We start from the raw sequence: 17684 nt of genomic DNA on the forward strand, positions 1-17684 counted from the left end.
GCGGGTGGGCGCGCGGCTTTCACTGCCCGGGCGTTACGGACCGAGGGGCGCCCGCGTCCCCGACGAGCTGATGTAGCCGCCCTGCCTGCCGGTCGAGGCCAGGTAGCCCGAGAAGTGGTGGATGCCGAACCTCATCTTCCACCCGTTCACGTCCACCGTCGTGGGCCGCGTCTCCTTGACGCCGGCGGTGCCGTTGCCCAGGTAGGTGGGGTCGGGGAAGTAGGCGCCCTCCAGCGAGTCGCGCAGCGCATGATTCCTGAAGACCTGCGTGTTCTTCAGGTCCTGCGTGATCCTGGCGTCGCCCTGGAACACCAGCCCCTCGGGCCCGAACACGTACGCCACGTTGCTCCCGGCCAGGGCGGTGACGGTGATCCGCGCTTCCTCGCCCGGGATCGAGCCGGCGGGGAAGTCGATGGTGAAGCCCGCCTCGGGGATGGCGATGGTCCCGCCGCGCCGGTCGATCACGGCCGACGCCGTGTAGTCGCGCGCCAGCGGAGCGAGGCGCTGGAGCACGCTCACCGCGACCGCCGAGTCGAAGACCTCCGGGTTCGGACCGCCCGTGGGGGTGAACTCGCTGCCGTCGGTGGGACCGCCGCCCGTGCAGCCGGCAAGCGCGGCGAGCGCGCAGAGCAGGACGAGCGGGCGCATCTTCCTGGCGGACATTGGGTCCCTTGTCTCGTTTGGGCGGGAAATCCGAACGAAACCGGCCTGGCGGAGGGGGTGGGAAGGCAATGCCTATGCCGTCGAAAATCCAGTAAAATCGCGGATTACCACTGTAAAATGATGATCGCAGGTGGAAAATTGTTTTCCAGCGGAATTCTGAATTTTACAGCGGGGCCGCAAACAGACCGTTACACCCGCCCGTGCATCCGCGCATCGCCGCGTTACACGTCCTCCACGCCATGGCACCCGCGCTTCGCACCTCGCACATCGCACTGAGGTTTTGGGCGTGTCCCTCCGCTGCGCTCCGGGCCGGGCTGCGCTGTCGGGCGCGCATCCCTCACGCGGGTCTCTGCCAAAGAGAAACAGGGCCGCGGAAGGTTCCGCGGCCCCGCCGGTCGAATCCGATCGGTCGGTGTGGAGCGCGTCGTCGATGCGGCAGCCGCAGCGTCAGCCGGGAGAGGGCTCGCGCATGCGACCTATGCCGCCAGGGCGGCCAAGCGGGTCTCCACGTCGGCGGCGTCGGCGCGGGCCCCCAGTTCGCGGAAGCGGCTGAGCGCCCCATGCCACGCCTCGCGGGCGAGGTGGGCCTCGCCGTAGCGGCGCCACACCTCCCCCGTCTCGCGCAGCACCTCGGCCAGGAGCAGCGGGTCGCCCACCGGCTCGGCCAGCTCGCGAGCCCGGTCCAGCGCCGCGAGCGCGTCGCCCAGCCTGCCCTGCCGCTCGTCCATCAGCGCGCGGATCCGCAGCGCCTCGGCCATGCGCACGGGGTCGCCGCGCCGCTGCGCCAGCGTGTACGCCCACGCGCACCCCGCCTCGGCGTCTTCCAGCCGACCCGCGCCGATCCGCGCCTCCGCCCGGTTGGCCTCGAGGATCCCCTCTACCGCGCTCGCCTGCCGCGCCCGCGCCAGGGCGATTCCCCGGGCGTAGACCTCCTCGGCGCGATCGTGCTCGCCCAGCCGGCAGTGCAAGATGCCCATGTTGTTGAGCGCCTCGCAGACGCAGTACTCGTCCCCCGCCGCCTCGAACGCCTCCAGGCTCTCCCGCCAGCAACACAGGGCATCCTCGTGCTCGCCGCGGATGTCGGCCACGATCCCGCGGTTGAGCTGCACCATCGCCAGCAGCCGCGTCTCGCCCGTCTCTTCGGCCAGCCGCGCGGCCTCGCGAAAGAGATCCTCGGCCTCCTCCAGCTTCCCCCGCCGCTGGGCCACGATCCCGAGACAGTTGCATCCGTGCGCCCGCGCGACTACGTGCCCCGCGCGCTCGGCCGCTTCCATGCTCCGCTGGTACCACCGTTCCGCTTCATCCAGGCACCCCCGCTCGCAGTGGACGGTGCCCGTCCGGCGCAGCACGTCGGCCAGCAGGGGCGGGGGCGGCTCGCCCGTCAGCAGGGCCCGGGCCCCTTCGTAGAGCCGGAGGGCGTCGTCCGGCTCGCCCCGCTGCTGGGCCGCCCGGCCCTCCTCCGCCAGGCGCCTCGCTTCGCCGACCGCCTCGCCCGTCGCCGTCCCGCCGGGACGAACGGGCGCTGTGGCCGGGCGCCGGCCGGGACGGCGAGGCTCCGCGTGATGGCCGGCCCCGGGGCGGAGACGCGCGCGGACGACGAAGGCGGCCCCGGCCGCGATGCTCCACAGGAGGAGGCCCGAGGCCACGCCGAGGGCGATCTGGACGGCATCCGGAGCCCGGCGCGCGCGCAGCGGGTGCCCGCATAACGGGCACTCGAAGGCCGCGGGACTGAGGTCGCCCGCGCACACGGGGCACTGGGTCAGCATCATCGGGGGGAACGCTCCGTTGACCTGCCGGAGGGGCCGACGTGTCCCTGCGGGAACCACGCTCCCCGAACGTTGCGGCGCCGACGGCGCCGCGTCAACATCCCTGATTCCAGGTAAGGCGAGAACTGATCGTAAGGCGACGCGCAGTTCGGACGGTGTCACGCGGCGCCCTTCCGGTCCTCCGCTGCGCGACCCCTGTGAAAGAAACAGGGCCGCGGAAGGTTCCGCGGCCCGTTATCTCGACTGGAAGTGAGCCGTTCGCTCCGCGGCCCCCTCACGCCGCCGCCGGCAGCTCCTCGTCGTCGCGGCCGAAGTCCAGCGTGCAGAAGACGGCGAACAGCTCCGGGTCCACGGTGCGCCCCGCCTCGGCGGCCATGATCTCCAGCGTGCGCCGGTGCGAGAAGCCGCGCCGGTACGGCCGGTCCGTCGAGAGCGCGTCGTAGATGTCGGCCACGCACAGGATGCGCGCCGAGAGCGGGATCTCCTCGCCCGCGAGCCCCGCGGGGTAGCCGCCGCCGTCCCACGCCTCGTGGTGGTGGCGCACCATCGGCCGGATGTCCCAGGGGAACTCGATCCCGGCGATCAGCTCCACGCCGGCGTCGGGGTGGCGCTGCATGACCGCGCGCTCCTCGGGGGTGAGCGGGCCGGGCTTGTTCAGGACCTCCGGCGGCACCGCGATCTTCCCCACGTCGTGCAGCAGCGCGCCCATGCGGAACCAGAAGAGCGTCTTTTCGTCCATCCCCACCGCCCGCGCCAGGGCGCAGGCACGATCGGCCACCCGCTCGCAGTGGCCCTGCGTGTAGCGGTCGGCCGACTCGATCGACTGCCCCCACTGGGTGACGATGTGGAGGAACGTCTCCTCCAGCTCCGCCACGCGCGCGTCCACGTCGGCCAGGTCGGGGAGCGCCTGCAGCCGCGAGAAGAGCGTGTGGGCGCGGTTGAGCTGCTGCAGCGTCTCGCGGTGCTCGTGCCGGCGCCAGTGCAGCGTGGCCAGCTCGCGCGACGTCTCGGCCCCGAGCAGCAGGCTGCCACGCTCCTCCGCGATCTGCGCGGCGGCGCGCAGGTGGCGCTCGGCCGCGGTCCAGTCGCCCGTCTCGCGCGTGACGATGCCCGAGTACTTGTGCGCCTCGCCCAGCGCGAACAGGTCGCCCACCGCGCGGGCCAGCGCGTACGCCGCCTCACAGGCCAGGCGCGCCTCGTCCCAGCGCCGCTGCGCGATGAGGAGCTCGATGCGGTTCCCCTCCACCCGCGCCTGCGTGGTGGCGTCGCCCAGCGCCACGCACACCCCCACCGCCTCCCGGTAGGCGCGCTCGGCCGCCCGCCAGCGCCTGAGGTCGGTGTAGAGCATCCCCAGGTTGTTGAGCACGTAAGCGGCGAAGAGGTCCTGGCCCAGCGCCCGGTAGCCGGCCAGGCTGGCCCGGTAGCGCTTGAGCGCCGCCCGGTAGTCGCCGCGGATGTTGGCCAGGATCCCCAGGTTCTGCTCCAGCATGGCCAGCAGCCGGGTCTCGCCCGCGGCCTCGGCCCGCGCGTACGCACGCAGGTAGAGCGCCTCCGCCCGCTCCGGCTCGCCCCGGTCGCGCGCGACGTTGCCCTGCACGTTCAGCGCGTGCGCCACCCCGCGCGCGTCGCCGCACGCCTCGCCCACGGCGAGCGCGGCCTCCGCCGCGTCCTGGGCGGCGTCGGCGTCGCCCTCCTCCAGGTGGCAGCGGGCGATCCAGCGCAGGAGCGTGCAGGCGAGCGGCCCCTCGCCCGGGGGGAGGGCGTGGAGCGCGCGCTCGTACAGCGCGCGCGCCTCCGCGCGCCGGCCGTCGCGCTCGGCGGCCTGGGCGTCGGCGATCTGAACCGCGACGGCGGCGGTAGGTGCGGGCGGAGAAGAAGCGGTCATGGTGCGAAGGTGCGGTCCCGTGCGTCGCCGGATCCGGCGCGGTGCCCGTGAGCGGGGCGGCCGTCCCGCGAGGGGACGGCTGCCCGTGCGATTGCCCCGCGGCCGGTCCGGGTCACCGCTGGACGGAGCCCAGGTCGGTGGGAAGGCGGGTGTCGGAGGCGGTCAGGTAGCCGCGGCGGCCGCTCGACACCGCGTAGCCGGAGAAGTGCTCGGCGGTCCAGGTCGTCGTCTGCTTCCTGGCGTCGTAGGCGGTGGGCCGCGTCTCGGAGACCAGGGCGAGCACGTCGGAGAGCAGCGAAGAGAGGGTGGGGAAGTAGGCGCCCTCCAGCCGCAGCGGGTCGATGCCGCCCCCCACGGCCGCAGTGTTCGCCAGCTCCTGCGTCATCACGGCCGGGGTGCGGAAGCGGATCCCGTGCGGCGCGAAGTCGTACGCCACGCCCCTGCCCTTCAGGGCCGTCACGGTGATGGTGATCTTCTGCGTCCCGCTCACCGGCAGCGCGTACTGCGGGAAGCGCACGGAGAGGCCCGCCTGCGGGATGGAGAGGGTGCCGCCCCGGTAGTCGAACGACTTCGAGACGGTGATGTCGGACGCCAGCGGCGTTGTGCGCTGGAGCACGTCCACCATCAGGAGCTGGTCCAGGAGCGGGTCCAGAATCAGCAGGTTCTGCGGGTCGCCGGTGGAGATCGGGGCAGACTCCGTGGGTGCCGGCCGCTCCGAGCAGCTGGTGGCGACGACCATCGTCGACAGCGCGCAGAGCAGGGCCAGCGCGCGAGTGGTCCGCGACGGCATGGTGGTCTCGTCTTGTCCAGGGGGAGGTGCAGCGATCCCGCATGGGATGCGGGGCGTGTCGGCCGGATGGAAAGCAACGCGGATGCCAGCGCTCGGAGGGGGCGTTGTTGAAAACTTCTGTGGCGAAGTGGAACGATCTTTTACAGGGTGGCGCGGCTTTCCGGAGTTGTGACGGAAAACGGCGTTACGACGGAGAGTGCAGGGAGCATCGCCGCGTTACACGTCGCCGGCGTCGGCAGAAGCGGAGTCGGCGTGGCCCTGGCGCTGGAGGATGCGGGCCAGGGTGGGGCGGGAGATGCCCAGGAGACGGGCGGCGGCGCTGCGGTTGCCGCCGGTGAGCTGGAGGGTGAGCGCCACCGCCTCGCCCTCGATGGCGTCCAGCGTCTTCCCCCCACGCGGGATGCGGATCTCGGCCGCGGCGGGGAGCTCCTGCGACGCGCCCGAGCGGGCGGTGCGGTGCTGCACCACCAGGTGCTCGGCGCGGACCACCGGGTCGTCGGAGAGCATCACGGCGCGCTCCACCACGTGGCGCAGCTCGCGCACGTTGCCGGGCCAGGTGTGCGCGGCGAGCGCCTCCACCGCCCCCGCGTCCAGCCGGCGGGGAGCCGTTCCCTGCTCGCGCGCCATGAGCTGCGCGAAGTACCCGGCCAGCAGCTCCAGGTCGGCGCCCCGCTGGCGCAGCGGCGGCAGGTCCACGCGCGCGGCCGCCAGCCGGGCGTAGAGCGCCGGGTGGATCTCCCCGCGGGCGAGCGCGGCCGCCAGCGACGCCGTGGTCGCCACCACCACGCGGGTGGCGATGCGCACCGGGGCCCCCCCGCCCGTGCGCACGATGCTGCGCTCCTCCACCGCGCGCAGCACTCCTTCCTGCAGGGCGGGGGAGAGGCGGGTGATCTCGTCGATGAAGACGGTGCCGCCGCCGGCCAGCTCGAAGAGCCCGCGGCGCGGCGGCGGGTCGCCCGCGCTGAAGCTGGGGTGGGTGCCGAACAGCTCGCTGGCCAGCAGCCGCTCGGGGATGGCGCCGCACCCCACGTTCAGGAACGGCTCGTGGGCGGCCGGGCCGGCGTAGTGGAGGCCGCGCGCCAGCAGCTCCTTCCCCGTCCCCGGCTCGCCCACCAGGAACACGCCGGGCGGGCCCGCCTCGGCCAGGTGGCGCGCCATGGCGACCGCCTCCAGGAGCGCCGGGCTGGTCCCGACGATGACCTGGCTGCCCAGCACGGAGGCGCCCGCCGGGACGGCAGGTCCCGCGGAATCGACAGGGCACATCGTTTCTCTTGTGGTTCTTCGGCGCGGCGGATCGGCGCACGAACCGGGCGCCGCCGCGCAAGAAGCACGCCCTGATTCCGTTTTTCGTAGCAGCGACCCCGGAAGGCGCGCGGTGCCTGCGTTTTCGCCTCGCGCGCGGGTGGGCGCCGCCAGCTGTTTGTGCGTTTCGCCAGGGACTTCCCTCCCCCGGCTTCACGATGCATGGGATCATGGGCTCGCGGTGGTATTGCGCATCCCGTTCGGCTCCTCTCCGCCTGCCGTCGTCCAGGGAGCCCTGCCGACCCAGCCTGGCTTACCGGGTGGTGCTCGGCACCCCGCTTGAGCGGAACGACCGACTCCGCCGGGCGGATCGACGAAAGACGCGCGAAGGGCCGCGGCTGGGAGAGCCGCGGCCCTTTCGCCATCCTGTTCTGGTCTATGAAGCGAGGTGGGTGGATTCGACCTCCAGCGCTTCTCGCGGCTCCTCGGCGACTCCCGGCCGGGCGGACGCCGGCTGGGCGACCAGGAGCCGCGAGTCTTCCGCGTCCACCGCGGCCATCACGTCCAGTCCGTTCGCCGCCAGCCGGCGCGCCGCCGCGGCGGGGCGGGGGTCGCCGCGCTCCAGCGCCCACTGCGCGTGATGCGAGAGCAGGGCCGCCTCCAGCGCGCGCCCCAGCGTGAGCGCGAAGCGGCGGGCGCCGGCTTCCAGCGCCGGGCGCCCCTCGCGGCGCGCGGCCCGCAGCCACTCCGCGGCGCGCTCGGTGGCCCGGATCGCCGCCTGCACCGGGCGGGCGAGCGCCGGGTCGCGCACCTCCGCCGCGCAGCGCGCCACCTCCGCGACCACCGGGTCGACTCCGCCCGCCGCCTCCAGCGCGCGCAGCGTGTCGAGCGAGAGCACGTTGGTGGTCCCCTCCCAGATGGTGAGCACCTGCGAGTCGCGCAGGAGCACGGGGAGCCCGGTGTCTTCCACGTATCCCGCGCCGCCGAACGCCTCCAGCGCCTCGCTGGCCACGGCGACGGACTGGCGCCCCGTCGTCAGCTTGGCGATCGGGGTGAGGACGCGCAGGAGCGCGCGGCCGGCATCGTCCAGCTCGCCGCACTCGTCCTGTCCCAGCAGCTCCACCACCCGGAAGGTGAGGTGCAGCGCGCCCTCGAATTCCGCCTGGAGCCCGGCGAGCGTGTCCACGTGCAGCGGCTGCTCGGCCAGCGGAGCGCCGAACGCCGTGCGCCGCCGTGCGTAGTCGCGCGCCAGGGCGATCCCCCGCCGCATCAGCGCCGACGCGCTCACCGCGTTCCAGGTGCGCGTAACGTTCAGCATCGGCGCGACGGCGCGCACGCCGTCGCTCAGGTCCCGCACCGGCTCGGCGGGGGCGCCGGCGAGCGTCAGTTCCGCGGTGGGCAGCTTGCGCGTCCCCAGCTTGTCCTTCAGCCGGTCGATGGTGATCCCCCTGAGCCGCCCGTCCTCGCCGCGCGTCTCCAGGTAGAAGAGCGCCAGCCCGCGCCCGCCCGGCGGGTTCCCCTCCGGCCGCGCCAGCGTGAGCGCCATCTGCGAGGTGGCCGCCGAGGTGAACCACTTGCGCCCGTACAGCCGCCACTGCCCGTCTTCGTCCCGCCGCGCCACCGTCTCCGAGCGGCCGACGTCGGAGCCCCCCGTGGTCTCCGTCATCCACTGCCCGCTGGTCCAGAACCGGGCCGGGTCGCGCGCGGTGAGGTGCGGCACCGCCCGGCGGACGAGCGCGTCGTTGCCGGCCTCGAGCAGCGCGCGGGCGGCGCCGTCGGTCATCGCCAGCGGGCAGGAGTAGATGTCGGTGGACGGCGTGAAGAGGTACGCCAGCGCGAACTGGTGCACGCGCGAGAGCGCCCCGTGCGCGCGCTCGTACGCGGCGGCCACCACGCCGTGCTCCGCCGCGATCCGCTCCGCCTGGCGCCAGAGCGGCGTCAGCTCGATGCGGTCCACGCGGTTCCCCCACGCGTCCCACTGCACCAGCCGCGGCTCGCTCGGCCGGTCGGCGAGCTGCGCCGGGTACAGCTCCGCGGAGAGGCGGCCCATCTCCCGGAGCGACGGCTCCACCTCGGCCCGCATCTCCGGCGGCAGCAGCCGCGCGAGCAGCGAGCGCAGCGCGAGGTCTTCGTCGTACTGGTTGCCGAGCCGGGGCGGCGTCTGCGTGAAGGACATCGGGGCGGCGGTTGAAGGACATCCGGGTCTGCCGGTGCCCGTAACCTCGTGGTTGAGCGCTGTTCAGGCCAGAGCAGCATCCGTAGCGCTCATAATGAACAGCCTGGCCTCACGCAGAGGAAGCAGAGGAAGCAGAGGTAGCAGAGTAGCAGAGGAAAACAGCGCGATGAGCTCTCTGCTTCCTCTGCTGACTCTGCGTGAAAATAGCAGTTGATTCTTGAATCCAGACAAAATCCCGGCCCTCTCGTCGGAGAAGGCCGGGACGTGCATCGAGCAGAAGCCGGTTGCGGCTCACGCCTCCCAGGGGAGGTCCGCCTTGCCGAAGTGGCCGTAGTTGGTGGTGCGGCGGTAGATCGGGCGCAGCAGGTCGAGCTGGCGGATGATGGCGCCCGGGCGGAAGTCGAAGCCCCGCACGAACTCGGCGGCCGCGTGCGGGTCGCCCGTGCCGAACGTCTCCACCTTCACCGACACCGGCTGCGCCACGCCGATGGCGTACGCCACCTGCACCTCGGCGCGCCGGGCGAGGCCCGCCTTCACCACCTGCCGGGCCACGTAGCGGCAGAAGTAGGCGCCGCTCCTGTCCACCTTCGAGGGGTCCTTGCCGCTGAAGGCGCCGCCGCCGTGGCGCCCCATCCCGCCGTAGGTGTCGACGATGATCTTGCGCCCGGTGACCCCCGCGTCGGCCGAGGGGCCGCCCTGCACGAAGCTCCCCGTGGGGTTCACCAGCACGCGGATGTCGTCGTGGAACCACCCCTCCAGCACCTCGGGGACGAGCGTGAGCGCCACGAAATGGCGGATCGTCTCGCGGTCGGCGCTCGCCGCGTGCTGCGTGGAGACCAGCACGTCGGTGACGGCCGCCGGGCGGCCGTCCTCGTAGCGCACCGAGACCTGCGTCTTGGCGTCGGGGCGCAGCCACTCCACCGTGCCCTGGCGGCGGTGGCGGGCCAGCGCCTCGGCCAGGCGGTGCGCCAGCAGGATCGGCAGCGGCATCAGCTCCGGCGTCTCGTCGGTGGCGTAGCCGAACATGATCCCCTGGTCGCCCGCGCCCTGCTCGCCCGACAGGCTGGTGTCGGCGTCCACTCCCAACGCGATCTCGGCCGCCTGCCGGGAGAGGAACGAGTAGATCTCCAGGTTCTCGGGGCGGAAGGGCTGCCCGGGGTCGGTGTAGCCGATCTCGCCCACCACCCGGCGCACCACCGCCTCGTGGTCCACCGCCGCGCCGGAGGTGATCTCGCCCGCCAGCACCACGCGGTTCTCCTTGCAGAGGACCTCGCACGCCACGCGGCTCCCGGGGTCGCCGGCCAGGTGCGCGTCCAGGATGGCGTCGGCGATGGTGTCGCAGACCTTGTCCGGGTGCCCCTCCGACACCGACTCCGAGGTGAAGGTGTAGGCCACCGTGGCCGGGGCGCGCGTGGGATCGAGAACCGTGCTCATCTTCGTCTCCAGGGGGTGATTCGGATCTCCCGGCGATCACCGGGAATGAAAGCGGGCCCGCCGTCGGTCGCGGACGGCGGGCCCGGACGACGCTTTAGGCGTGGATCTCGTTCGGGGGCGAGCCCGCCAAGCTGTCGCTTCAAAGCGCTCGCCCCGCCCGCCGCTCGGCGGGCCGGATCCCGGAAATGTCGAAGGGGTCCCGCGCGATTTCCGCGCGGGACCCCTCCCGAGCGGTTTAGCACATTTGTAACGCGGAGCAATCGCTAGAAATCGCCGCGGCGCCGTGAAGCGCAGGGGGATGATAACGGGGCGCCCGCCCCCTCGCAAGTGGACCCATTCGATCGGCGCGCCTCAGCGCCTGGGCCGCGGCATCCGGAGCACGTCCACGGCCGCGCGCACGGCCGGGTGGGAGACCGTGAGCGCTTCCGGGGCGCCGTAGCGCAGCTCCGACGCTCCGAGCCGGTCGACGAACAGCAGCAGCGCGTGCCAGTCGCCGTGCAGCGCCGACCACCAGCGGAAGCCCGCGAGCCCGGCCGCGTGGAGCCGGCGGGAGATGGCCTGCGTCACACCCCGCTCGCGCGAGGCGAGCGCGTCCGGACGGATGCCGCGCTCGAGCAGCACCGCGGGGTCGGTCAGGTCCGCGATCCGCTCCACCAGCGCCGTGGCCAGCTCGACGCGGACGAGTGCGAGCGGACGGCGGAGCGCGATCAGCTGCGAGGGCGAGAGCCGGCGGCCGGCGAAAGGGCGGAGCAGCTCGGCCGCCGCGTGCTCGGGCGACTCGGCGAGGTAGAGGACCGCTGTGGTCCCCAGGTCGAAGCGGCCCTTCCCCTGCCGCGCGGCGGGGACCACGTACTGGGGCGAGAACGGCTCGCCGGGGGGAGCCGTCCGGTCCCAGGGGAAGACGCGCCAGCCCGTCGCCGCGCCGGCGAGGCCGGCCGCCGTCAAGCGAAGGCGCCGCTCGCCTGGGCCTCGATCACGGCCAGCACGTCGGCCAGCCCGTCCTCGCGCAGCACGTCGATCGGGCGGCGGCCGCCCAGGTCGGGGCTCCTTCCTTGGAGCCAGTCGGGGACGGCCTCGGGCTCGTAGTGGTCGAGCAGGCGGCGCACCACCGGGGCCAGGTTGCCCAGGAGCCGGGCCGTGGCCGCGTCGGCGCGCGCGCCCAGCTTCAGCTGCCGGAGCCCGCGCGGGTCGATGCCGCACGCGGCCGCGAGCGCCTCGTCGGACGGGAAGCCGCGGCGTGCCTGGAAGTAGTCGCCCATGAGGATCGCTCGCTCGGGCGCGGCCGCGCCGGCCTGCGCCCCGGGGTCGAGGGGTTCGGCGGCGCCGTACGCCGGCCCGGTCTCGCGCACCATGCCGACCCGCGCCGGCGGGACGTGCCGCGCCGCCAGCTCGTGCAGCCAGTCAGCGAACTTGCTGGGGTCGGCTTCGCCCAGGTGCCGCGACGCGTACGCGAACACCTGCGCCGCGGCCTCCGCCGCCTGGCCGGCCTCCATGCGCCGCGCCAGGAGCGTGTGCACGAAGCGGTAGTGCCGCCGCACCAGCTCCGCGAAGGCGGTGTCGTCACCCTGTTGCGCCCGCGCCACCAGCCGCTCTTCGGCAAAGCTCATTCGCATGCCCTCCCCGGGTGACCTACCCCCCCGAACGACTCCCGAAATAGTAATCACGCTCCGCACGGCCCGAAAGGGTTTTGTTCACTTCGTCGCCATTCCGCCAGGAGCGAACCAGTCCGCGCATGACGTGGCCCAAGAGGCACGGCAAACTCTTCGGCGCGCCTCCGCCGCCGTCACAGGTGCGGCGCGACCACGTCCACCGTCTCCGGCGAGGCGACGACGGGGACGATCTCGAACTCCATCAGGTCTCGCCAGCTCAGCACCCACTGCTGCAGCAGGCGCGCGTCGGCGCACTCGACCACCTGGAAGCAGCGCTCGAAGCTGGCCTCGATCCAGCTCCCCACGTACTCCAGCCCCTCGGGCATCATCCGGCCCTGTTCGCGCGAGCGCCGGTACACCGCCGCGGCGTCGCGGTCCTTGAAGCGCTCGATCACCATGAACAGCATCTCGCCTCCCTGGCAGGAATCTCATCGCAGCTTCGTCATCACCGCCTTCGCCGTGCGCACCACCAGGCCGCGGGGAGAAACACGGGCGGCGTAGGCGGAGAGCCGGTTCGCCAGCCCGGGGGTGACGGTCCGCTTCCCCGCCTCCAGCCCGCGCAGCGCGTCGGCCACCACCTCCCCCGGCGTCCTGATCCCCACGGTCTTCCCGCTCACCTGCGTGCCGGCGACCTGCTGGAACTCGGTGGCGACGGGGCCGGGGTTGAGGGTGACCACCCGCACGCCGGCCTCGCGCGCCTCCTCGGCCAGCGCCTCGGAGAGGGAGAGGACGAACGCCTTGGTGGCGGCGTACGCGGCGAGAAAGGGGATCGGCTGGTAGCCGGCCACGGAGGCCACGTTGACGATGGCGCCCGCGCCCCGCGCGCGCATCTCGCTGAGCGCCAGGTGCGCCAGCTCCATCGGCGCGATGCAGTTCACCCGCACCATCTCCGACAGCCGCTCCAGCGGCAGCTCGTCGAAGCGGCCCTTGAGCCCGAAGCCGGCGTTGTTGACCAGCAGGTGGACCTGGCGGCCCTCCCCCGCCTCCCGCCACAGGGCCAGGGCGGCGCCCGGCTCCCCCAGGTCCACGGGGAGCACGGCGGTGCGGACGCGGTGCGCGGCCTCCAGCTCGCCCGCCAGCGCGCGCAGGCGGTCTGCGCGGCGGGCGGCGAGCGCCACGTGCATCCCCCGCCGCGCGAGCTCGCGCGCGAACGCCTCCCCGATCCCCGCCGAGGCGCCCGTCACCAGCGCCCAGCGCCCGCGGTAGCTCCAGCGCTCGCCCGCCGCCACGGCCGTGGCGTCCCGCTGCGCCTGCAGTCCCTCGCTCATCTCTCTCCTCCGGCGGCGTGCCGGACCGGAAGCTATGCCGCGCGGCGGGGACCGCAACGCCGATTCGCGCCTGTCACGCGGAGATTCCCAGCGCGAGGCCTGCTTGCGGTGATTCAAAAGAAGCGGTAAAGGTGTTAGATTCGCCGCTTCCCGCGCCGGACGGGCGAGACGGCGGCCGCGGAGGCGGATCGGCTCCTCCGGCCGCCGCCGATCCGGGGGCGCGGTGCCCCGACCGGGCGAAGACGAGCGTGCCCGCCCCGCCCGGGGCCGGGCTTTCTCCGGAGAGTGATGGAGGAGGCGGCCGAGAAGGCGTCGCTGCGCGGCGCCGTGCGCGAGATGCGCGCGTTCCTGGTGATCTGGGTGGGCCAGCTCGTCTCGGAGCTGGGCTCCGGCCTCACCGGGTTCGCCATTCCCGTGTGGGTCTACCAGCAGACGGGCTCGGCCGAGCAGTTCGGGCTGCTGATGTTCGCCCAGATCGTCCCGGCGCTGCTGGTGTCGCCCTTCGCCGGGGCGCTGGTGGACCGCTGGGACCGCAGGAAGGTGCTGATCGCCAGCGACACCGCCTCGGCGCTCGTCACCCTGGCCGTCGCGGCGCTGGTGTTCACGGGGAGGTTCGAGGTCTGGCACCTGTTCGTGATCGGGGTGTTCGGCTCCTTGATCGGGCCGTTCCAGGACCCGGCGTTCGCCGCCTCCATTTCCGTGCTGGTTCCCCGGCGCCACTACGGGCGGGCGGTGGGGATGATGCAGACCGCCGGCTCGCTGAGCGCGATCCTCACCCCGGTGCTGGCCGGGGTGCTGGTGGTGACGGTGGGGCTCGGCTGGGTGGTGCTGATCGACCTGGCCACCTACCTGGTGGCGATCGGCACGCTGGCCTTCGCGCGCATCCCCAGCCCGCCGCAGGGCCCGGAGCATCGGCACGACCCGCTCGCGGCCCAGGCGGCGTACGGGTGGCGCTTCGTGCGCGAGCGGCGCGGGCTGCTGGGGCTCCTGCTCTTCTTCGCCTTCACCAACTTCCTGGGCGGGTTCCTGGGCCCGCTCATGCAGCCGATGGTGCTCGCCATCACCACCCCCGCCGTGCTGGGGACGCTGGTCTCGATGATGGGCGTGGGCGGGCTGCTGGGCGCGATGGCGATGAGCGTGTGGGGCGGCCCGAAGCGGCGCGTGCGCGGAGTGCTGGCGTTCTGCGCGCTGGGCGGCCTCTGCACGGTGGTGGTGGGGCTCAAGCCGTGGCTGCCGCTGATCGCGGCGGGGCTGTTCGCGTCGGCGCTGGCGTGGCCGCTGCTGCAGGGCACCCACTCCGCGCTCTGGTTCGCGAAGACGCCGGCCGAGGCGGTGGGCCGCGTGATCGCCATCCGGCGGATGGTGGTGATCTCCAGCGCGCCGCTCTCGGTGCTCCTGGCCGGGCCGCTCGCCGAGCGCGTCTTCGAGCCGCTGCTGATGCCGGGCGGCGCGCTCGCGCCGACGGTGGGCGCGGTGCTGGGGGTGGGGAAGGGGCGCGGGATCGCGCTGATGTTCGTGCTGGTCGGGCTGCTGACGGTGCTCGCGGCGGCCGTGGTGTACGCGGTGCCGGCCATCCGCCACGTGGAGCGCGACGTCCCCGACGCGCCGCCGGTGCACCCCGAGCCTGCGCCGCCCCCCGCCCCCGCGGACGAGGCCGAGCGCGGCGAGGCCGTCGCCGCCGTCTGATATGACCCGACGAGCGGCGCGCCTCGGACGGCGCGGCCCGCCCCTCTCGCACGTGGACGGGAAGACGCGTAAGTTCGGGGGCCGGTGCCGGGACCCGCGCCAGGACCGCCGCCCGCGTCCGCGCTCATGGCCGAAGTGGCGCCGCCACGGGCGGTTGCGTGAGGGATGCGCGCCCGGAGGGCCGGGACGCCGCCGCGACACGGGGTATCGTCGCGGCGGTGGCCCGGCGCAGTTGGGCAGCGTCGTTTGCTGCCCTACTGCGCGCGCAGCCCGGCCCGGAGCGCAGCGGAGGGACACGCCCGAACCGCAGTGCGAAGTGCGAAGTCCCGAGTGCGAAGTGCGTGGACGAACCTGGACCCGGCGATAGGCGAGATGGCGACCAACGAGGCGGCCGCGCGGGTGGTGGGGGTGGTCGGCGCGGGGGTGATGGGCGTGGGCGTGGCGCAGAACCTGGCGCAGACCGGCCACCGCGTGCTGCTGCTGGACGTCTCCGACCAGGTGCTGGCGCGCGCGCGGGCCGGGATCGAGAAGGGCGTCCGCTTCCACGGGATGTTCACGAAGACGAAGGGCGGCCCTTCCGCGGCCGAAGTGCTGGAGAAGATCACCTTCACCACCGACTACGCGCCGTTCGCCGGGGCCGACTTCGTGATCGAGAACGTGACCGAGAAGTGGGAGGTCAAGCAGCCGATCTACCCCGTGCTGGACGAGGTCTGCCCGCCGCACGCCTGCTTCGCGGCCAACACCTCGGCGTACTCCATCACCCGCATCGGCTCGCTGACCCGGCGGCCCGAAAAGGTGCTGGGGATGCACTTCATGAACCCGGTGCCGCTCAAGCCCACGGTGGAGGTGGTCCGCGCCTTCCACACCACACAGGAGACGATCGACACCGCGCAGGCGCTGCTGGCGGCGATGGGGAAGGAGGGGATCGTGGTCGACGACATGCCCGGCTTCGTCTCCAACCGCGTGCTGATGCTCACCATCAACGAGGCCGCCTGGCTGATCCAGGACCGGGTGGCGCCGGTCGAGGACGTGGACCGCATCTTCAAGACGTGCTTCGGGCACCCGATGGGGCCGCTGGAGACGGCCGACCTGATCGGCGTCGACACCATCCTCTACTCCATCGAGGTGCTGTACGAGAGCTACAACGACAGCAAGTACCGCCCCTGCCCGCTGCTGAAGAAGATGGTGGACGCGGGGCTGCACGGGCGGAAGAGCGGCCGCGGGTTCTACGACTACGCCGTCCCCGCGCTCACCTGAGCGATCGGATTCGAATCAACCGGCCCACGCGGAGTGAGTGATGAGCGAGCAGGAGATCCGCGCGAAGGTGCGCGAGTTCGTCGGGCGCTTCGTGCGCGGCCACGAGCTGGCCGACGGGGAAGACATCTTCGCCACCGGCTACGTGAACTCGATGTTCGCCATGCAGCTGGTGCAGTTCGTCGAGACGACGTTCGGCATCACCTGCGAGAGCGAGGACCTGGAGCTCGACAACTTCCGCAGCATCGACGCGCTCACCGCGTTCGTGCGGCGCAAGCAGGCCGTCCCCGCCTGAGCCGATGAGCGGGCCCGGCGCCGTCGAGTCCCCCGAGTCGCCGGCCGACGCGACGTCCGCGCCGGAGCCCGTGCTGCGCCTGGAGTTGGGCCCCGCCCAGGAGCGCGCCCGCGCCGCCTTCGCCGCGTTCGCCGGCCGCGAGGTGGCGCCGCACGCCGGCGCCTGGGACCGCGCGGCCGCCACCCCGCGCGAGGTGATCGACCGCTTGGCCGCCGAGGGGTACCTGGGCGCCGTGGTCCCGCAGGGGCACGGCGGCAGCGGGATGGACTGGGTCGCCTTCGGCCTGCTGAACGAGGAGCTGGGCCGCGCCTGCTCGTCGGTCCGCTCGCTGGTGACGGTGCACAGCATGGCGTGCTGGGCCGTGCTGCGCTGGGGGAGCCGCGCGCAGAAGGAGCACTGGCTCCCGCGCCTGGCCTCGGGCTCCGCGCTCGGCGCCTTCGCGCTCAGCGAGCCGAACGTCGGCAGCGACGCGGGCGCGGTGGAGACGGTGGCGATGGCGGACGGGGACTCCTACGTCCTCGCCGGGCGGAAGAAGTGGACCACGTACGGCCAGCTCGCCGACGTCTTCCTGGTGTTCGCGAAGGCGGAGGGGAAGCCGGTCGCCTTCCTGGTGGAGCGCGGCGCGCCGGGGCTCGACGTCCGGCCCCTGCACGGGATCACCGGCACCCGCGCCTCGATGCTGGCGGAGCTGGTCTTCGACGGCTGCCGGGTGCCGAGGGAGAGCCGCGTGGCGGGCCCGGGCTTCGGGCTGGCGGTGGCGATGTCGGTGCTGGAGGTCGGCCGCTACAGCGTGGCCTGCGGCTGTGTGGGGCTCGTCCGCGCTTGCCTGGACGCCTCGCTGGCGTATGCTTCCGAGCGCGTGCAGTACGGCGCGCCGATCGGCGAGCACCAGCTGGTGCAGCGGATGCTGGCGAACATGGCGGCCGACTGGCGCGCGGCCCGCTGGCTGTGCCTGCGCGCCGGCTGGCTGCGCGACGCGGGCGACCCGGCCGCCGGCCCGGAGACCTTCGTGGCGAAGTACTTCGCCTCCACCGCCGCCACCCGCGCCGCGCTCGACGCCGTGCAGATCCACGGCGCCAACGGCTGCAGCGAGGAGTACCCCGTCGAGCGCTTCTTACGCGACTCGCGGGTGATGGAGATCATCGAGGGCAGCACGCAGATCCAGCAGGTCACCATCGCCCGCGACGAGCTGCAGGCGTTCGCGCGCGGGCGGGGGGAGTAGCACGAAAGCCACGAGGTACGAGGTACGAAGTGCGCGCGGGGACGGCCGTCCTTGCGCACTCACGCACTCACGCACTTTCCATCACACGGAGGCCGCCGATGAGCACCAGCGACCGCGAAGACAACACCATCTACAAGGTGGTCGTCAACCACGAGGAGCAGTACTCCATCTGGCCCGCCGACCGCGAGAACGCGCTGGGGTGGAGCGACGCGGGGAAGCAGGGGACCAAGGCCGAGTGCCTGGCCTACATCGAAGAGGTGTGGACCGACATGCGGCCGCTGTCGCTGCGCAAGAAGATGGAGGAAGACGCCGCGCGCGCCGCGGGGCAGGGCTCCTGACGCCGGCGGTGGCACG

At 73.2% G+C, this 17684-nt stretch carries 16 protein-coding genes; 5 read left to right on the top strand and 11 right to left on the bottom strand.

The genetic code is table 11. The features are described from left to right. Positions 1–33: 33 nt before the first annotated feature. The 11 genes from VF746_09255 to VF746_09305 form a co-directional block, all read right to left on the bottom strand. Positions 34–648, bottom strand: a complete 615-nt coding sequence (locus tag VF746_09255) for a hypothetical protein (protein HEX8692593.1) — start codon at positions 646–648, stop codon at positions 34–36. A 491-nt stretch (positions 649–1139) separates the two neighbouring features. Next, the gene (locus VF746_09260) at positions 1140–2432 is read right to left on the bottom strand and encodes a tetratricopeptide repeat protein (GenBank protein HEX8692594.1); all 1293 of its coding nucleotides are present in this window, start codon (positions 2430–2432) and stop codon (positions 1140–1142) included. Positions 2433–2703: 271 nt separating this feature from the next. Next, positions 2704–4314, bottom strand: a complete 1611-nt coding sequence (locus tag VF746_09265) for an HD domain-containing phosphohydrolase (GenBank protein HEX8692595.1) — start codon at positions 4312–4314, stop codon at positions 2704–2706. 112 nt (positions 4315–4426) lie between these two features. Further along, positions 4427–5104, bottom strand: a complete 678-nt coding sequence (locus VF746_09270; GenBank protein ID HEX8692596.1) for a hypothetical protein — start codon at positions 5102–5104, stop codon at positions 4427–4429. Between the two features lie 216 nt (positions 5105–5320). Next, positions 5321–6367 carry a sigma 54-interacting transcriptional regulator gene (locus VF746_09275; protein HEX8692597.1) on the bottom strand — a complete coding sequence of 349 codons (1047 nt, stop codon included), beginning with the start codon at positions 6365–6367 and terminating at the stop codon, positions 5321–5323. 415 nt (positions 6368–6782) lie between these two features. Next, entirely contained in the window at positions 6783–8522 is a 1740-nt protein-coding gene (locus VF746_09280) for an acyl-CoA dehydrogenase family protein (GenBank protein HEX8692598.1), read from the bottom strand. 291 nt (positions 8523–8813) lie between these two features. Beyond that, on the bottom strand, positions 8814–9956 hold the full coding sequence (metK, locus tag VF746_09285; GenBank protein ID HEX8692599.1) for a methionine adenosyltransferase: 1143 nt from the start codon (positions 9954–9956) through the stop codon (positions 8814–8816). A 351-nt stretch (positions 9957–10307) separates the two neighbouring features. Continuing rightward, the gene (locus tag VF746_09290) at positions 10308–10901 is read right to left on the bottom strand and encodes an RES family NAD+ phosphorylase (GenBank protein ID HEX8692600.1); all 594 of its coding nucleotides are present in this window, start codon (positions 10899–10901) and stop codon (positions 10308–10310) included. Continuing rightward, positions 10898–11563, bottom strand: a complete 666-nt coding sequence (locus VF746_09295) for an antitoxin Xre/MbcA/ParS toxin-binding domain-containing protein (GenBank protein HEX8692601.1) — start codon at positions 11561–11563, stop codon at positions 10898–10900. The genes VF746_09290 and VF746_09295 overlap by 4 nt, the downstream gene beginning before the upstream one ends. 176 nt (positions 11564–11739) lie before the next feature. After that, the gene (locus VF746_09300; GenBank protein HEX8692602.1) at positions 11740–12012 is read right to left on the bottom strand and encodes a DUF3303 family protein; all 273 of its coding nucleotides are present in this window, start codon (positions 12010–12012) and stop codon (positions 11740–11742) included. A 21-nt stretch (positions 12013–12033) separates the two neighbouring features. Beyond that, positions 12034–12873 carry an SDR family oxidoreductase gene (locus tag VF746_09305; protein ID HEX8692603.1) on the bottom strand — a complete coding sequence of 280 codons (840 nt, stop codon included), beginning with the start codon at positions 12871–12873 and terminating at the stop codon, positions 12034–12036. 288 nt (positions 12874–13161) lie between these two features. Here VF746_09305 and VF746_09310 point away from each other — a divergent pair, with 288 nt between their 5' ends. From VF746_09310 to VF746_09330, 5 genes are all read left to right on the top strand, one after another. After that, positions 13162–14559: an MFS transporter gene (locus VF746_09310; protein HEX8692604.1), complete on the top strand. Its 1398-nt coding sequence runs from the start codon at positions 13162–13164 to the stop codon at positions 14557–14559. 372 nt (positions 14560–14931) lie between these two features. Further along, positions 14932–15816: a 3-hydroxyacyl-CoA dehydrogenase family protein gene (locus VF746_09315; protein ID HEX8692605.1), complete on the top strand. Its 885-nt coding sequence runs from the start codon at positions 14932–14934 to the stop codon at positions 15814–15816. Between the two features lie 40 nt (positions 15817–15856). After that, positions 15857–16108: a phosphopantetheine-binding protein gene (locus tag VF746_09320; protein HEX8692606.1), complete on the top strand. Its 252-nt coding sequence runs from the start codon at positions 15857–15859 to the stop codon at positions 16106–16108. A gap of 4 nt (positions 16109–16112) precedes the next feature. Beyond that, entirely contained in the window at positions 16113–17330 is a 1218-nt protein-coding gene (locus tag VF746_09325; protein ID HEX8692607.1) for an acyl-CoA dehydrogenase family protein, read from the top strand. A gap of 98 nt (positions 17331–17428) precedes the next feature. After that, the gene (locus VF746_09330) at positions 17429–17668 is read left to right on the top strand and encodes an MbtH family protein (GenBank protein HEX8692608.1); all 240 of its coding nucleotides are present in this window, start codon (positions 17429–17431) and stop codon (positions 17666–17668) included. Positions 17669–17684: the final 16 nt, after the last annotated feature.

This window comes from Longimicrobium sp. (assembly GCA_036389795.1).
Taxonomy (GTDB): domain Bacteria; phylum Gemmatimonadota; class Gemmatimonadetes; order Longimicrobiales; family Longimicrobiaceae; genus Longimicrobium.

Coding starts and splice junctions, on each gene's coding strand:
- VF746_09255 (HEX8692593.1), bottom strand. CDS start 648: ATGCGCCCGCTCGTCCTGCTCTGCGCGCTCGCCGCGCTTGCCGGCTGC.
- VF746_09260 (HEX8692594.1), bottom strand. CDS start 2,432: ATGATGCTGACCCAGTGCCCCGTGTGCGCGGGCGACCTCAGTCCCGCG.
- VF746_09265 (HEX8692595.1), bottom strand. CDS start 4,314: ATGACCGCTTCTTCTCCGCCCGCACCTACCGCCGCCGTCGCGGTTCAG.
- VF746_09270 (HEX8692596.1), bottom strand. CDS start 5,104: ATGCCGTCGCGGACCACTCGCGCGCTGGCCCTGCTCTGCGCGCTGTCG.
- VF746_09275 (HEX8692597.1), bottom strand. CDS start 6,367: ATGTGCCCTGTCGATTCCGCGGGACCTGCCGTCCCGGCGGGCGCCTCC.
- VF746_09280 (HEX8692598.1), bottom strand. CDS start 8,522: ATGTCCTTCACGCAGACGCCGCCCCGGCTCGGCAACCAGTACGACGAA.
- metK (HEX8692599.1), bottom strand. CDS start 9,956: ATGAGCACGGTTCTCGATCCCACGCGCGCCCCGGCCACGGTGGCCTAC.
- VF746_09295 (HEX8692601.1), bottom strand. CDS start 11,563: ATGAGCTTTGCCGAAGAGCGGCTGGTGGCGCGGGCGCAACAGGGTGAC.
- VF746_09300 (HEX8692602.1), bottom strand. CDS start 12,012: ATGCTGTTCATGGTGATCGAGCGCTTCAAGGACCGCGACGCCGCGGCG.
- VF746_09305 (HEX8692603.1), bottom strand. CDS start 12,873: ATGAGCGAGGGACTGCAGGCGCAGCGGGACGCCACGGCCGTGGCGGCG.
- VF746_09310 (HEX8692604.1), top strand. CDS start 13,162: ATGGAGGAGGCGGCCGAGAAGGCGTCGCTGCGCGGCGCCGTGCGCGAG.
- VF746_09315 (HEX8692605.1), top strand. CDS start 14,932: ATGGCGACCAACGAGGCGGCCGCGCGGGTGGTGGGGGTGGTCGGCGCG.
- VF746_09320 (HEX8692606.1), top strand. CDS start 15,857: ATGAGCGAGCAGGAGATCCGCGCGAAGGTGCGCGAGTTCGTCGGGCGC.
- VF746_09325 (HEX8692607.1), top strand. CDS start 16,113: ATGAGCGGGCCCGGCGCCGTCGAGTCCCCCGAGTCGCCGGCCGACGCG.
- VF746_09330 (HEX8692608.1), top strand. CDS start 17,429: ATGAGCACCAGCGACCGCGAAGACAACACCATCTACAAGGTGGTCGTC.